Origin of the sequence: Comamonas odontotermitis (genome assembly GCF_040396735.1) — a bacterium.
In the GTDB taxonomy this organism is placed as follows: Bacteria; Pseudomonadota; Gammaproteobacteria; order Burkholderiales; family Burkholderiaceae_C; genus Comamonas; species Comamonas odontotermitis_C.
The window spans coordinates 55,236-70,153 of sequence record NZ_JBEBNZ010000011.1 but is presented as its reverse complement, the minus strand read 5'-3'; the positions used below and the strand labels follow the sequence as shown (position 1 = coordinate 70,153).

Below are 14,918 nucleotides of genomic sequence, written 5' to 3'. Positions count from 1 at the left end.
CCGCTCCGCGAAAGGCGCCATTCCATGAAAAAGCCTCTGATTGCAGCTGCTACGGTCCTTCTCAATTTCGCTCTCGCGCCGTCACTCTCTCATGCCCAGGCCACCGGGCCGGGACCGACCATTACCTGCGCATCCGATTCCAGTATTTTCAATACCGGCTTCAATGGTGCAGGCGGAAAGCTGAGTCCTCCTGCGCAGGATGCCTTTTGGGAGGCCGCTGCTGGAGATGCATCTGGCCCCGGCAGCGTGACCACATGGACCCAAGCCAATGTGGTGGGGAACATTGCGCCAGGGTCCTGGGTGAACTCTCCGTTTGGAAATGCGGAATGGATTGCCAGAGGCAATGGCCTGGGAGATGGCGGTGGCGCGATCGTCTACTACCGGTACCAATTCAATATCGATCCCAGTGTTGATCTGGCAACGTTTTCGTTGAACTTTGATTTCTATATAGACGACTATATTCAGCAGATCATTGTCAATAGCAGCGAGTACAAAAATTACGTGAGCGCAAGCTCGCCCAATGGCCAGGGCGGATTTGCGAGTGGAGCCCAACTGAGCGAAACTTTGAGCTACGGTCCGACGGCGCCCTGGGTGCACGGCGCCAACAGCATTGTTCTCAAGTCCTGGAACAATGTCGCGCCGACGGGCCTGTTGGCGCAAACCACAACATCGACCACCTGCCAGCCCAAACTGTCCATTGGCAAGACCACATCGGCTTCCAGCCCGCTGAAGCCAAAAGCCAATGTGACCTACACCGTTGTTGCGACCAATACCGGTCTAGTGGCTGCGGATGGCGCAGTGGTCGCGGACCCCATGCCGCCGGGGATCAGTTCCGGAGCATGGACCTGTGCTGCCTCCAATGGCGCAGTCTGCCCTGCTGCCTCCGGCGTATTGCCATTGAGCGAGACGATTGCGAATTTTCCCTCGCAAGGGGCTGTGACGTACACGATCGAGAGCCAGGTGGCCGAGACGCCTCCATTGACCATCACCAACACGGCATCGTTGACATTGAACACTGCCATCTGTACTCCTGCAGACTGCACGGCGAGCGTGAGCAATGCGGTCACGCTGGAGCCCATTGCTGTCACGCCTGCACCTGTTCCGGCGCTGAACAGGTGGGGATGGGTGCTGGGGATTATTCTTCTGTCAGTGCTGGGAATGAGCCGGTTGCGGAAGACGGGAAAATAACAACCCAGCCATCACAAACCAAATCTCACAAAGCGAATGCCGGGCAGCTTGGTGCCGTCGGGCATTTCAAACCCTGCGCGCACCGATTGGATTGCGATCAGGTGTTCTGTGCGGCTGCATTGCTGCCTGTTGTGACGGATGGGGACGCGGTGCGTGAGGTTGCGTGAGCGCACAGTGAGCACCCCATTGCGATGCTTGCGCATGTCGGCAGTTACCCGCGCCTTTCAGGCAAAAAGAAGCCACCCGAAGGTGGCGCGAGCTTCGCTGTAAAAAGCCGACCCTGGATTATCAGGGATCTCGTGCAAATATAGAGAGGGAGGGAGGAGGGCACGAATTCGGCGCAAATCGAGGAGACGATATTAGCGCATCACTATCGGTTATTGGAAGATATTTGTATTTTTTCGTCTTGAACTAAAAAAAGAGCCTGCTATGCGCAGGCTCAAAGCTGAACTAACTTTTTGTCGTGGTGTTCCCTCTCTCTATAGGAGTGTGATGATATATTAAATTTATAATAAATTGAATTTGATAATTTTGACAAATATCACTATTTGGCGGGTTGGTGGCGGGCGCGCTACAAATTTGGGCGATGTGCGGTAGCGGACCGTTCTCTTCCCCGCCGTAATTGCGTTGCGAGATGCCCGTAAAAGCACCGCTGCACGCGGCATTGCGGAAACGATGCAGCGAAACGCTCGCGGCGTCAGCTTCTCAGGCCGCTTGGCTGAGGTTCGCTATCATGACTGCATGACCCATCCATTGAAGAACCCCCTTGCCATCATCCTCTGTGCTCTTGTTGTCAGTGCCTGTGCGCAGACGGAGCAGCAGCCCCGCATCGGCATGTCCAACCCGGCCTCGGCGCACTGCGCCAAGATGGGCGGAACACTGCAGATCAAGGATACGCCCAGGGGGCAGGTAGGCATCTGCGTGCTCCCCGATGGCTCGCAGGTCGAGGAGTGGGAGCTTTTCAGACGCGACAATCCGCTCTCTCCCAAAAAGTAAAAGAGCACCGGGGATAGGCTGCGGGGCAGTTAACATGGCTGGGTACCTCGTCGAAAGCCTTATCTATGTTGCCTCCATTGCATTGTCTCCTTTACACAAGCCAGATAGCCCCTGATCTGGATATCCATCAGGTTGGGCAGATCGTCAAGCAGGCCAGAGAGCTCAATGCCATCCAGGGCATCACAGGAATGCTGGTTTTCGACGGAGAGCGATTTGCACAGTATGTCGAAGGGCCCGCAGAAGCGATTTCTCCCCTGGCTACCAAGCTGGCAGTGGATGCCCGGCACCGGCATTTCAACCCGCTGCTGAAGCAGCAACTTGCAGGGGAGCGCCGGTTCGCCAGTTGGGCGATGGGCTACTCCGATTCGGATATGGATGCGCTCGATATCGAGGCGCTGAGCAGCATGGAGTCCGGCAGGGCGCTTGAATATTTCTGCACTGCGACCACTGCCATCGACAGCCTGTAGGCGGCTCCTGGTTGCAACCGCCCTGGCGCAGGTTATCGCACAAGCAGCGACATGGTTAAAAAGAGCTTCGTGTGGTAACGTCGGCTATCAGTGGGCATCCAAAGGTTGCGAATCTGTGTTTTTCAAGTCGAATGAAATGCGTAATCAGCAGCGCAATGAAGAACGCAATTTGCCCGGATTTTCCGTGTTTTCCTCACCCATCCATTTTCTTCCCATGAACAAATCCGTCTTTTTCCGAAACCTCGCTGTCGCCTGTGGGTTGGCTGCATCGGCCATGCAGATTTCCGCGCAGGTGGCTCCCGCTTTTTTTCTGAATGACACGATCATCCGGAATATTCCGGCAAAGGATTTGCCCTCGTTTCGCTCGGCCCTGGGCAGCGTGCTGGAGAGCCCTCAGGACGGCGTGGCCAAGTCCTGGAGCAGCACCAGCGCGGTGGCATCCAAGGCCATCAAGGTGGTCTTGACGCCTTTGCAGACGGCGCAGACAAAATCTGCCAACACCTGCAGGCTGGTCAAGGCCGATGTGGCAAGAGGCAGCCAGTCGGAAAACTGGCAGTTCTGGTTCTGCAAGCAGAGCGATGGTGCCTGGAAGGCGAGCGGAAGCTCCACTCCGCGCTGATGGACTGGCGCATGGCGGTCTCCAAACCTACCAAGGGCAATTGCATGCATTCCCGCAGGAGCCGGTTCTTTGGCATCAAACCATGGCTCCTCAGCCTGGCGTTGCTGAATGCACTGCCAGGCGCGTCGGCATGCACGAGGCTGGTCTTTCTGGGCGATGGCGGGCAAGTGGTCACCGCGCGCTCCATGGACTGGAAAAGCGATATCACAAGCAACTTGTGGGTGATGCCGCGCGGTATGGCGAGAAGCGGTGAAGCAGGGCCGAATTCGCTGCGCTGGACGTCGCGTTATGGCAGTGTCGTCACATCGGGCTATGACATCTCCACGACCGATGGCGTCAACGAGGCGGGCCTGAGCGCCAACCTGCTGTGGCTGGTGGAGTCGCAGTACCCTCAATTCGACTCGAACAGCAAGCCGGGGCTGAGCATCGCCGCCTGGGCACAGTTTGTACTGGACAATTTTGCGACCGTCGAAGAGGCGGTGGCCGCCTTGCAGCAGCAGCCCTTCACCATTGTCACGGATAACGTTCCAGGCGAAAGTCGGCTGGCTACGCTGCATCTGTCGATATCGGATGCCAGTGGCGACAGCGCCATCGTTGAGTATATTGATGGGCGTCAAGTCATTCACCACAGCCGCAGCTACCAGGTGATGACGAACTCGCCGGTTTTTGACCAGCAACTGGCGCTCAACAGCTATTGGCAGCAGGTGGGTGGCACGACGATGCTGCCGGGCACCAATCGCGCAGCAGACCGCTTTGCCCGCGCTTCGTTCTACGTAAATGCCATTCCCAAGGACCAGGATGCCAACAAGACGCTGGCAAGTGTCTTCAGTGTCATCCGCAATGTCTCGGTGCCCTATGGCTTGACCACCCCTGGCGAGCCCAATATCTCGTCGACGCGCTGGCGCACCGTGTTTGACCACCAGCGCAAGCTGTATTTCTTTGAGTCGGCACTCACGCCCAATACCTTCTGGGTGGATCTCAAGCGCATCGATTTCAGCAGCGACAAGGGAAAGGTGCTCAAGCTTGACCTGGGGCCCAACCAGGACCACCCCTTTGCCGGAGATGCCACCAGTGCCTTCCAGCCTGCCGAGCCTTTCAGGTTTCTCGGAATTTGAGCGCTGCGGTGGCGTGAGCGCGCTCTGCAACCACAAGGCTTGATCTTCATCCGGGGCCCACGCTGTGGGCCTTTTTCATGGCTGCTCGCTCTCCAGAGATTCCAGGGTTGACTGCGCGTTGGGGTAGCCACTGTCCCTCGCCTTTCGTGCCCAGTAGATGGCTTTCTCGTAGTTGTTCTCATGCCGGTAGATCTGGGCCAGGATGTATTGCGAAGACGGGTAGCCCAGCTCGCCGGACATCAAGAGCCACTCCATGGCCTTTGGCTGGTCATTGGCGGTGGATCGGTAGTACGTATACACGTTGAAGGCGGCTCTGCCGTCACCGTTGTTGGCCAGCCCTTTCTGGCGCGTCAGCTCGGCTGCCGACATGGTTCGAATGCCGGTGACGGATGCCTTTGGGTCGTACCGGATGCCCGTGTCCGGGGGCGGGCGGTTGAAATGAGGAATATTGGTGCAGGAGACGAGGCTCAGCATTGCAAGTGATGCGATCAGGTGGTGTTTCATGGATTGCCAATGTGCCTTGGTGAAGAGGGTGTCGTCCGGCGCTGGCTCAATCGCCCAGTATCAGCAGCTCCGCCAGCCGCTGCTGCAGCCATAGCGCGGTGCCGTCCAGCGTTGCGCCCTGCAGGCTGAGCATGCGCACGGCCAGCGGTGGCAGGCGCAGTTCCGGGCAATCGAGTGCAACGATACGCGGCTCGATGCCCGGTGCCTCGGCAATGTTGCGTGGCAGGATGCCCCAGCCTATGCCATCGGCCAGCATGTCGGCGAGTACGTAAAAGCTCTCCGAACGCCAGATACGCGGGCTGATCACGAGGTCTTCAACATCTTCGATGTGCATCACCAACTGGCGGTGGCTGGCCAGGTCCTCGCGGGTGATGGGGGCCTGCGCCGCAAGCGGGTGGTCTCGCGCCACGAACACCATCTGCGGCACGCCTGCCACATAGCTCTGGGCAAACTGCGCGTCCGCAGGCCCGCGCACGAACTGGAAGGCCAGCGCGGCCTGGCGCGATTGCACGGTTTGGGCCACTTCGGCTGCAGTGCCATTGAGCAGGGTCAATTCCAGCGCAGGAAACTGCTGCGCCAGCTCCCGCAGCAGCCTGGCGATCGGTGGGTAGGGCAGGGCCTCGTCAATGGCCACGCACAGCTGCGCGGCCTGACCGGCGGCCAGCGCCTGGGCGCGCAGATCGAGCGCCTGGGCCTGGTTGAGCAGGGCCCGCGCCTCCACCAGCATGACTTCCCCCGCCGGCGTGAGGTGCACCGAGCGCCCGATGCGCTGGAACAGTGCCAGCCCCAGGTCCGCCTCCAGCAGGCCCATGGCCATGCTCACTGCCGATTGGGCGCGCCCCAGCCGCCGCGCAGCCTGGGTCATGGAGCCGCAGTCGGCCACGGTGACGAATTGGTTCAAGCGCTCCAGAGTCCATTCCATACATCAATTTTACTGATTGATCTAAGCTTTTATTAAATATAAAAATGATTGATCATAGGGTTTTATTCAATACAACGACCCCTCTACAAGAGGATTTCATGCAAACCACAACACGCTCCACTTCGCTGACTCCGGGCCTCGGGGCTCGCCGCTGGCTGGTGCTGGGCATCGTCTCCGTAGCGCTGCTGCTCATCGTCATCGACATGACGGTTCTGTACACGGCACTGCCGCGTCTCACCCACGACCTGGCCGCCACCGCATCGGCCAAGCTCTGGATCATCAACAGCTACTCCCTGGTCGTCTCCGGCCTGCTGCTGGGCATGGGCACACTGGGTGACCGCCTGGGCCACAAGCGCCTGTTCATCGCGGGCCTGGCCGTATTTGGCGGTGCCTCGCTGGCGGCAGCCTTTGCGCCAAGCGCGGGCGTGCTGATCGCGGCCCGTGCGCTGCTGGGCGTGGGCGCTGCCATGATGATGCCGGCCACGTTGTCGCTGATCCGACTGAGCTTTTGCGACGAGAAGGAGCGCGCCCTGGCCATCGGCATCTGGGCCTCCGTGGCCTCCGGTGGTGCCGCCTTCGGCCCGGTGCTGGGCGGGGCGCTGCTGGAGCACTTCTGGTGGGGGTCGGTGTTCCTGATCAACGTGCCCATCGTGCTCATCGCCTTGCCGCTCGCCTGGCGGTACATTCCCGCCAGCCAAGGCAATCGGGAGCGCCCCTGGGATCTGGTGGCCTCCATCCAGGTCATGCTGGGCCTGATGGCCGGCACCTATGCGATCAAGGAACTGGGCAAGCAGTCACCGGACTGGGCCTTGGCTGCCTTCGCACTGTTGACAGGTATTGGCTTCCTCTGGATCTTCGTGCGCCGCCAGCGCAGCAGCAGCCACCCGCTGCTCGATCTGGCCCTGTTTCAGGACAAGGGCTTCAGCACGGCCGTGATCTCGGCCCTGGTGGCGGCGGCTGCGCTGCTGGGCATGGAGCTGGTGTTCAGCCAGCGCCTGCAACTGGTGCTGGGCTTCAGCCCGCTGGAGGCTGGCTGGGCCGTATTGCCGCTGCCGGTTGCAGCCTTCGTGGCAGGCCCCGTTGCCGGGCGCCTGCTGCCGCGCTGGGGCAGCAGTCGTCTGCTGGCGCTGGCGCTGCTCGCCTCCGGCCTGGGCATGGGTGCCTATCTGGCACTGCACGAGGCGACCGTGCTGTGGCAGTCGCTGAGCCTGGTGCTGCTGGGCTTGGGTATCGGCGGTGCCATCACGGCGGCCTCGGCCACCATGCTGATGCGTGCGCCTGCCGACCGTGCCGGCATGGCCGCCTCGGTGGAGGAGGTGTCGTACGAACTGGGCGGCGCCCTGGGGGTGACCGTCATGGGTAGCCTGCTGTCGGCCGTCTATGCCCATTCGCTGGTTGTGCCCGAAGCGGCTATCGCGGCTGCATTGCCACCCACGGTGCACGACAGCCTGGACGAAGCCTTGCTGGCGTCGGAGCGCATGCCGCTGGATGCCGCCCAAAGCCTGGTGCAGGCGGCCAGCGCCGCCTTCGATAAAGGCTTTGCCGCGGTGCTGCTGCTGGCCACTCTTTTGCTGCTGGTCACCGCCTGGGTAGCCTGGCGCACACGCACACGCTGAGCGGGCAGCTGCTCATGGCAAAGAATTTGAAATTGATTAGAAATTAAAAAGGATTGATTCATGAATACGAATATTCAACTGAGGCCGCTGGAGCGCGAGGATCTGCGTTTCGTGCACCTGCTGGACAACAATGCCAGCGTCATGCGCTACTGGTTCGAGGAGCCCTACGCCACATTCGATGAGCTGACCAGCCTGTACGATGCCCATGTGCATGACCAGGGCGAGCGGCGCTTTGTGGTGCAGCACGCGGGTGAGCGGGCTGGCCTCGTGGAGCTGGTGGAGATCAATCTGATCCACCGCAGCGCAGAGTTTCAGATCATCATCGCCCCCGACCAGCAGGGCAAGGGCATTGCAGCCCATGCCACGCGACTGGCGCTAGACCATGGCTTTCGTGTGCTGAACCTGCACAAGATTTACCTGTACGTCGACAAGGAAAACGCCAAGGCCATCCATATCTATGGCAAGCTGGGCTTTCAGCCGGAGGGCGAGTTGGTGGATGAGTTCTTTTCGAACGGCCAGTACCGCAGTGCAATCCGCATGTACATGCTGCAGGGGCCTTACCTGCAACGAACGGCCTGACCAGTAGGGCGAAAGGGCAAAGAAGAAAGCCACCCTGGCATGCCGGGGTGGCTTTCTTGTTCAGGGCTGCCGGTCAGGCCGTGCGCACGAGGCAGCTCAATCCGTTTCGTCGTACACCAGCGATGGATTGTTCATCGAGCGGGCCACATCGCTCAGGCCGGTGATGATGTGATTGGCAAAAAAGCTGCTCTGGGTGTCGGGCTCCAGGGCGGCAATGGCCAGGTTGGCCATGGGCTGGTTCAACGGCACGTAGTAGCTGCCTTCCGGCACATCGATGGCAATGCGCTGCAACTGGACCTTGACCCGCTCCACCGAGCGGGAAGAGGGGCCCAGCACATCATTTTTGGCGCTGCTGCTGCGCTCCACTTCCTGGTAGGTGTCTGCCAGCATATTGCCTGGCTCGGCCACCCGCAGCACCTGCAGCCCCAGGGCACGCAGCTTGTCGGCGGCTTCACCGGCATTGGTGGACAGCCAGTAGCCGCAAGGGCGGGCCCGGCTCTCGCCCGGCTGCAGCTTGACCGACGATTTCCAGTCCACTTCCTGCGGACGGTCCTCACCCGTCTGCGGGTCGAGGAAGACGATGCGCCGCTTTTCGGTCGTTTGCTGGGATTCGAGGGTGAACTGGCCCCGGCAGGCCTGCGACGCCACGTCGCGGGCCACGAATGCGCGCACCTGCTCCAGTTCCTTGGCGCGCTGCGCCGTGGTCTGCAGTGCCGATGTGAGGGCCACCACATGGCTGTGGACGCGGCGCTGGATATGGGCGCGGCCAATGCCGACGCCGCGGGTCTCGATCAACAGGCTGGGTGCATTCTTGAGGGCATAGACATTGCGGCCGGTATCGGGGCGCACGCCGCCCATCGACAGTGTCAGGTCGTCGGCCTTCTTCGTGGTGGTGTAGTACCAATTGGTGCTCATGCCCTGGTCGGTCAGCGCCTTCTGCATGGGCAGCAGATACCATTCATTGGCGGCCTTGCCGACAAACTCATGCGTATTGGCCGTGGTCGGGGTCTGCAGCAGCGCGTCGTAGCGCTGTACGGCCTGGAATTTTTCCAGATAGCGTCCGGCAACGGTAAATTCATGCGAATCAAACACCGCGACAGGCCGGTAGTTGCGGCTGAGCTTGGCCAGCGCATCGGCTTCAGGCGTCTGCAGCAGCAGATGGTCGCGGTTCATGTCGATGCCGTTGGAGGTGGTGCGTCGGCCCGAGGCAGCGCCATCGGGGTTGGCGCGCGGCACCAGCAAGACATTGAGCTTGTCGAGCAAAGGCCCAAGTGGGCCCTGCGCGAGGGATTGCGCCATGGCAAGCAGGGCTTCGCTGCCGGCAGGCTCGTCACCGTGCTGCTGGCCGATCAGCAATACCGTTGGGCGTCCGCTGGCATCGAGGTCGTGCAAGCTGGTGCCCGCAGCGCGCGTGAGCAGCAGGGCATGGATGGGGGTGCCTTCCTGCGAGGTGCCGGCCGTGATCAGCTCGGCCTTGGTTCCCCCGGCCGGTGCTGCAGCAACCTGGCGCAGCATCTGGCCCAGTTCCGCATTGCTGGTGAATGTGGTGCGCCCATTGGTCAGACCAGGGGTGCTGTAGGGCGTGGCCGGATCTGGAAACCGCGCTGCAACTTCGGGGCTTTCCTGCCACACGCTCAAGGGGACGGCCTGCAATGGCGTGGTTTCCACAGGGGTGCTGATGACCCCGGGGTTGCTGACGCCGGGAATGTGCACGGGGGCAGGCCCCTGGCTCTTAGGGGCGGTGGTGACCGTGCCGGGCGTTGCCGTGGGCGCGCTCGTCCAGGGGGGCAGGGGCGTGCTGGTGCATGCGCTCAGCAGGACTGCTGCAGAAACGGCGCTGAGCGTCATCCAGCGCGAGGCAGTGAGAGAGGAATGGGGTTGCATCATTGTTGTTGCGTGACGAAGCACGGCCCTCCTGAAAATTACGTTGCCATTATGCAAAACAGAGGCAGGTGTCTGCGTAGGATGGGTGCGAAAGAAAATCCGGCTGCCGCTGCGGTTGCAGCCGGGAGTCAAGACCCTTCGAATGTACCAGCGACCGGCGGGGCTCCGGCAGAACCAGGTGGGGTGGCTGCCTGTTCCTTGTCCGGGATGCGCAGGCGCAGCAGGGCGCGGACAAACCCGTGATCGGAGCGTGTGCGGTCGCGGCCTTCATGCAGATGGTCGTTGAAATAGTCCACCCGGCGCACATCGCCAATGGAATGCTTGCTGCCCGGGTCAAACTCCTCGCTCACCAGAATCTGGTCGAGCACGGCAGGTGCGCCCTGGTGGATGTGCGAATAGGCGACATCCTTCTTGAGGGCCGCATCACCAAGCAAATCGTAGGCATTGAACAGGGCGCGGTCGCGTGCCCCCCGGTCATAGGCGACTTCGGATGTGGCAGCAATCAGCTGGGTGGTGACGCTGTCGGGCGTGTCATTGAAGTCGCCCATCACCACCAGGGGCATGCGCGTATGGCGCAGCAGATCGATCACAAGGCAGCGCAGCGCCAGGGCTTCCACCCCGCGCATGATGAGCGAGCGCAGCGAGGCGAGTGCCGCAATCTTGGGGTTGTCGCGGTCTTCGAGCGGATTGCCTGCTTCGTCCTGCAGGAATTTGGGGCGCTTGGATTTGAGGTGGCATGTGAGCACCGAAACCACCTGGCCGTGCTTCATCTGCAAGGTGGCCACCAGCGGCGGGCGCTCGAATTTGTCGTGCATGCCCAGGCCCGGAATCGGCTGGCCGAGGCCTGCCGGGAAATCCGGAAAAGAGCGGCAGGCCAACACCTTGAGCCTCGTGGCAATGCCCACGCGGGGAGTACCGCTGGCACCAGGCTGTCCATCGGTGTTCTCGGCGCCCGGCACGCTCACAAAGGGGTAGTGCAGGCCGCTGAACTTGAGGGCCTCCTGCAGCGCAGCGGCATCCCAGACCTCCTGCACGGCCAGGATATCGGCGTTGAGCGTCTGGAAGCGGTTGCCCAGCCATTGCACCTTGCGTTCGTACTGGTTGCGCGTGTAGGCGTCCTGGTTGGCGTAGAACATGCGCTCGGCAAGCGCCAGATTCAGGGTGTTGCAGGTCGCAACCGTGAGGGTGTCAAGAGGTACAGATGAAACAAAGGGCCGCATGGAAATCTCTTTCTGATGCGGCCCTACCGTAGCGGAATCTGGTGACTAGATCAACGAAAAGAAGATTTGTTCACCATGCAAATGCTTATCTTGAAAACGAATGGTTACGATTTCCTCGTCCACCATTGCCGCCATTGCGGTTGCCGCCGCCAAAGCCGCCACGGCGGCCGCGTTCGGCCATGCTGTCCACGCTGGTGCGCATGGGGTCGGGTTGTGCAGCGCCGCTGCGGCGGTGATCGCGGCCATCCACGGTGCCACCAAACTGGGTACCCAGGTGGGCATCGGCGCGGGGCTGGCGCTCATCCTGGCGTGGAGCGCGCGGGCCGCTGTGGCGTGGATTGGCACCCTGTGGGTGGCGTGGCTGTGCACCTTGGCCACCTGGACGACGTGCCTCTGTGGAGCCGCGCGGGCCCTGGCGGTTGGCATCACGGCGTGGAGGGCGTTGGTCGCGGCGAGGCTGTTCTGCGCCTGCGGGCTCGAATTCGCCGTTGGCTTCTGCGCGAGGAGCCGCACCGCGCTTGGCGTTGCGCTGGCCGCCGTTGGCATTGCCTGCGGCGCCTGTGCCGCGGGTCGACTTGGTCGTGCGGATGCGCTCCATCATTTCCTGGCGCGCAGCCTTGGCGGCCGCTTGCATCACATCACGGCTTGGTGGCTTGCCGGCACCGCCCCAGATGGTTTGCCGGCCCATGGCAATGGGTTCGGCCTTTTCGCCTTCTTCAGGGCCGAAGCCGTCGATTACCTGCACCGGAATTTCCTGCTTGGTGAAGCGCTCGATGTCCATCATGAAGCCTTCTTCATCCATGCACACCAGGCTCACGGCATTGCCTTCGCGACCGGCGCGGCCCGTGCGGCCGATACGGTGCACGTAGTCTTCCGAGACATTGGGGATCTCGTAGTTCACCACATTGGGCAACTCGTCAATGTCGATGCCGCGTGCCGCAATATCGGTTGCTACCAGGGCGCGCAGATCACCCGTCTTGAAGCCTTCGAGGGCCTGGGTGCGGGCACTTTGGCTCTTGTTGCCGTGCAGGGCCATGGCAGAGACGCCATTCTTGGTCAGGAACTCGGCCACATTGTTGGCGCCAAACTTGGTGCGCGTGAATACCAGCACCTGGCTCCAGTTGTTTTCCTGGATGATGTGCAGCAGCACCTGCTTTTTCTTGCCGCGGCCCACAGGGTGGATCACCTGCTTGATGCGCTGCACCGTGGTGTTGCGCGGGGTAACCTGGATGGACTGCGGGTTCTTGAGCAGGCCATTGGCCAGCTCGCGGATCTCGTCGCTGAAGGTGGCGGAGAACAGCAGGCTCTGCTTGTCCTTGGGCACCAGGGCCAGCACCTTCTTCACATCGTGGATGAAGCCCATGTCCAGCATGCGGTCAGCTTCGTCCAGTACCAGGATTTCCACGGTGGACAGGTCCAGAAAGCCTTGCTGCTGCAGATCCAGCAGGCGGCCTGGCGTCGCCACGAGTACATCGACGCCCTTCTTGATGCGGTCGATCTGTGGCTTCATGCCAACGCCGCCAAAGATGACGGTGGATTGGATGTCCAGATGCGTTGCGTAGTGGCGCACGTTCTCTTCCACCTGGGCTGCCAGCTCGCGGGTGGGTGCCAGGATCAGCGCACGGATGGCCTTGCCGCCCCATTTGTTGCGACCACCTTCGGATTGCGTGAGGCGGTGCAGCAAGGGCAGCGTGAACGCTGCGGTCTTGCCGGTGCCTGTCTGTGCGCCGGCCAACAGGTCTCCACCTTGGAGCACCACGGGAATGGCCTGGGCCTGGATGGGGGTAGGGGCGTCATAGCCCTGCTCGCGCACAGCCTGCACAATGGCTGGTGCCAGATTCAGTTCTTCAAATGTCATTGGATCAGATGCGTCCAACCTGGACGCTGGGTATCAGCCTTGTCTCAGCAATTTCTTGGAGTTATTGCCGCCAGTCAAAGGCAGATGGGTTCAAAGAGTGGAGCCTGGAACTGATGTCCGTCGTCCCCAGCATTAGCGCTGAAGTCCTAGGCAACTGGAGCCTTTGACTGCGGGTATTGTCGCATGCACCGATAATCCCAGGGTGGCCGCGATCAAAAATCGCATATTTTTTTACTGATTTACCAAAAGAACACATGGCTCAATACGTTTTTTCGATGAACAACGTCACCAAGACGGTTCCTCCGAAGCGACAGATTCTGAAGGGCATTTCGCTCAGCTTCTTTCCCGGTGCCAAGATCGGTGTGCTGGGCCTGAATGGCTCTGGCAAATCGTCGCTGCTCAAGATCATGGCGGGCGTGGACAAGGAGTTCGAAGGAGAGGCCATTCCCATGCAGGGCCTGTCCATCGGCTATCTGCCGCAGGAGCCACAGCTCAACCCCGAGCACACCGTGCGCCAGGCAGTGGAAGAGGCCATGGCCGAGGTGAACAACGCCAAGGCGCGCCTGGAAGAGGTGTATGCCGCCTATGCGGAAGAAGACGCCGATTTTGATGCGCTGGCTGCGGAGCAAGGCCAGCTCGAAGCCATCATTGCAGCCGCCGGAACCGATTCGGAACACCAGCTCGAAATCGCAGCGGATGCGCTTCGCCTGCCTCCTTGGGACGCTATTGTCGGCAAGCTCTCCGGCGGTGAAAAGCGCCGCGTCGCGCTGTGCAAGCTGCTGTTGTCCAAACCCGACATGCTGCTGCTCGACGAACCCACCAACCACTTGGATGCGGAATCCGTCGACTGGCTGGAGCAGTTCCTGCACCGCTTCAGCGGCACCGTCGTGGCCATTACCCACGACCGCTACTTCCTGGACAACGCCGCCGAGTGGATTCTGGAACTGGACCGGGGCCATGGCATTCCCTACAAGGGCAATTACTCCGATTGGCTTCTGCAGAAGGGCAACCGCCTGGAGCAGGAACAGAAGGGCGAGGAAGCCCGCGCCAAGGCGCTGAAGAAAGAGCTGGAATGGGTGCGCCAGAACGCCAAGGGGCGCCAGGCCAAGTCCAAGGCCCGTATTGCACGCTTCGAAGAACTGAGCGATTACGAATACCAGCAGCGCAACGAAACGCAGGAAATCTTCATTCCTGTGGCCGAGCGCCTGGGCAGCCGCGTGATCGAGTTCAAGAACGTCTCCAAGGCCTTTGGCGACCGTCTGCTGATCGACAACCTGAGCATGAACATTCCCGCTGGTGCCATCGTCGGCATCATCGGCCCCAATGGTGCGGGCAAGTCGACCCTGTTCAAGCTGATTGCGGGCAAGGAGCAGCCCGATTCCGGTGAAGTCGACATCGGCCAGACTGTGAAGATGGCCTATGTGGAGCAGAGCCGCGATGCCCTCTCCGATGAAAAGACGGTGTGGGAAGACATCTCCGGCGGCCTCGATATCATCAATGTGGGCAAGTTCCAGATGGCTTCGCGCGCATATGCCGGACGCTTCAACTTCAACGGCCAGGACCAGCAGAAGAAGGTCGGCAACCTCTCCGGCGGGGAGCGTGGCCGCCTGCACCTGGCAAAGACCTTGATCCAGGGCGGCAATGTGCTGCTGCTGGACGAGCCGTCCAATGACCTGGACGTGGAAACCCTGCGTGCGCTGGAAGACGCTTTGCTGGAATATGCAGGTACTGTGTTGGTGATTTCCCACGACCGTTGGTTCCTCGATCGCATCGCCACCCATATCCTTGCTGCAGAAGGGGATAGCCAATGGGTGTTTTTTGATGGAAACTATCAGGAATACGAAATTGATAAAAAGAAGCGGTTGGGTGAAGAAGGGGCGGCGCCAAAGCGTATGCGCTACAAAGCCCTGAAGTAAAGCCGACCACCGCCCGCCGCTTCGCGCAAGTGCC

General features: G+C 61.0%; 13 protein-coding genes. 8 read left to right on the top strand and 5 right to left on the bottom strand.

What is annotated here, in order from left to right; all coding sequences use genetic code 11:
• The first annotated feature begins 24 nt into the window (after nt 1-24).
• From ACH2DG_RS11520 to ACH2DG_RS11500, 5 genes are all read left to right on the top strand, one after another.
• Nucleotides 25-1,188: a hypothetical protein gene (locus ACH2DG_RS11520; protein ID WP_395026236.1), complete on the top strand. Its 1,164-nt coding sequence runs from the start codon at nt 25-27 to the stop codon at nt 1,186-1,188.
• A 741-nt stretch (nt 1,189-1,929) separates the two neighbouring features.
• Nucleotides 1,930-2,184 (top strand): DUF333 domain-containing protein, encoded by a 255-nt coding sequence (locus tag ACH2DG_RS11515; protein ID WP_395026234.1) that lies wholly within the window; start codon nt 1,930-1,932, stop codon nt 2,182-2,184.
• Between the two features lie 65 nt (nt 2,185-2,249).
• Nucleotides 2,250-2,651, top strand: a complete 402-nt coding sequence (locus ACH2DG_RS11510) for a BLUF domain-containing protein (RefSeq protein ID WP_395026233.1) — start codon at nt 2,250-2,252, stop codon at nt 2,649-2,651.
• Nucleotides 2,608-3,270, top strand: coding sequence for a hypothetical protein (locus tag ACH2DG_RS11505; protein ID WP_395026232.1), 663 nt, complete (start codon nt 2,608-2,610; stop codon nt 3,268-3,270). Before ACH2DG_RS11510 ends, ACH2DG_RS11505 begins: the two co-directional genes overlap by 44 nt.
• Nucleotides 3,271-3,314: 44 nt before the next feature.
• The gene (locus ACH2DG_RS11500) at nt 3,315-4,385 is read left to right on the top strand and encodes a linear amide C-N hydrolase (RefSeq protein WP_395026230.1); all 1,071 of its coding nucleotides are present in this window, start codon (nt 3,315-3,317) and stop codon (nt 4,383-4,385) included.
• A gap of 75 nt (nt 4,386-4,460) precedes the next feature.
• Here ACH2DG_RS11500 and ACH2DG_RS11495 read toward each other — a convergent pair whose 3' ends face one another.
• Entirely contained in the window at nt 4,461-4,889 is a 429-nt protein-coding gene (locus ACH2DG_RS11495; RefSeq protein ID WP_395026229.1) for a tetratricopeptide repeat protein, read from the bottom strand.
• 46 nt (nt 4,890-4,935) lie between these two features.
• Complete coding sequence (locus ACH2DG_RS11490) at nt 4,936-5,811, bottom strand: LysR family transcriptional regulator (RefSeq protein WP_395026227.1); 876 nt, start codon at nt 5,809-5,811, stop codon at nt 4,936-4,938.
• 98 nt (nt 5,812-5,909) lie between these two features.
• On the opposite strand from ACH2DG_RS11490, the gene ACH2DG_RS11485 reads away from it, so the two are divergent.
• Nucleotides 5,910-7,427 (top strand): MFS transporter, encoded by a 1,518-nt coding sequence (locus tag ACH2DG_RS11485; RefSeq protein WP_395026226.1) that lies wholly within the window; start codon nt 5,910-5,912, stop codon nt 7,425-7,427.
• Between the two features lie 60 nt (nt 7,428-7,487).
• Nucleotides 7,488-8,006: a spermidine N1-acetyltransferase gene (gene speG / locus ACH2DG_RS11480; RefSeq protein ID WP_395026225.1), complete on the top strand. Its 519-nt coding sequence runs from the start codon at nt 7,488-7,490 to the stop codon at nt 8,004-8,006.
• A 96-nt stretch (nt 8,007-8,102) separates the two neighbouring features.
• Here the strand turns inward: speG and ACH2DG_RS11475 are convergent, their stop codons facing one another.
• The 3 genes from ACH2DG_RS11475 to ACH2DG_RS11465 form a co-directional block, all read right to left on the bottom strand.
• Complete coding sequence (locus ACH2DG_RS11475; protein WP_395026224.1) at nt 8,103-9,893, bottom strand: M14 family metallocarboxypeptidase; 1,791 nt, start codon at nt 9,891-9,893, stop codon at nt 8,103-8,105.
• Between the two features lie 125 nt (nt 9,894-10,018).
• Nucleotides 10,019-11,110 carry an endonuclease/exonuclease/phosphatase family protein gene (locus ACH2DG_RS11470; RefSeq protein ID WP_395026222.1) on the bottom strand — a complete coding sequence of 364 codons (1,092 nt, stop codon included), beginning with the start codon at nt 11,108-11,110 and terminating at the stop codon, nt 10,019-10,021.
• 85 nt (nt 11,111-11,195) lie between these two features.
• Entirely contained in the window at nt 11,196-12,968 is a 1,773-nt protein-coding gene (locus tag ACH2DG_RS11465) for a DEAD/DEAH box helicase (protein WP_395026220.1), read from the bottom strand.
• A gap of 254 nt (nt 12,969-13,222) precedes the next feature.
• Here ACH2DG_RS11465 and ettA point away from each other — a divergent pair, with 254 nt between their 5' ends.
• Nucleotides 13,223-14,884 carry an energy-dependent translational throttle protein EttA gene (gene ettA, locus ACH2DG_RS11460; protein WP_224152001.1) on the top strand — a complete coding sequence of 554 codons (1,662 nt, stop codon included), beginning with the start codon at nt 13,223-13,225 and terminating at the stop codon, nt 14,882-14,884.
• The last annotated feature ends 34 nt before the right edge of the window (nt 14,885-14,918 follow it).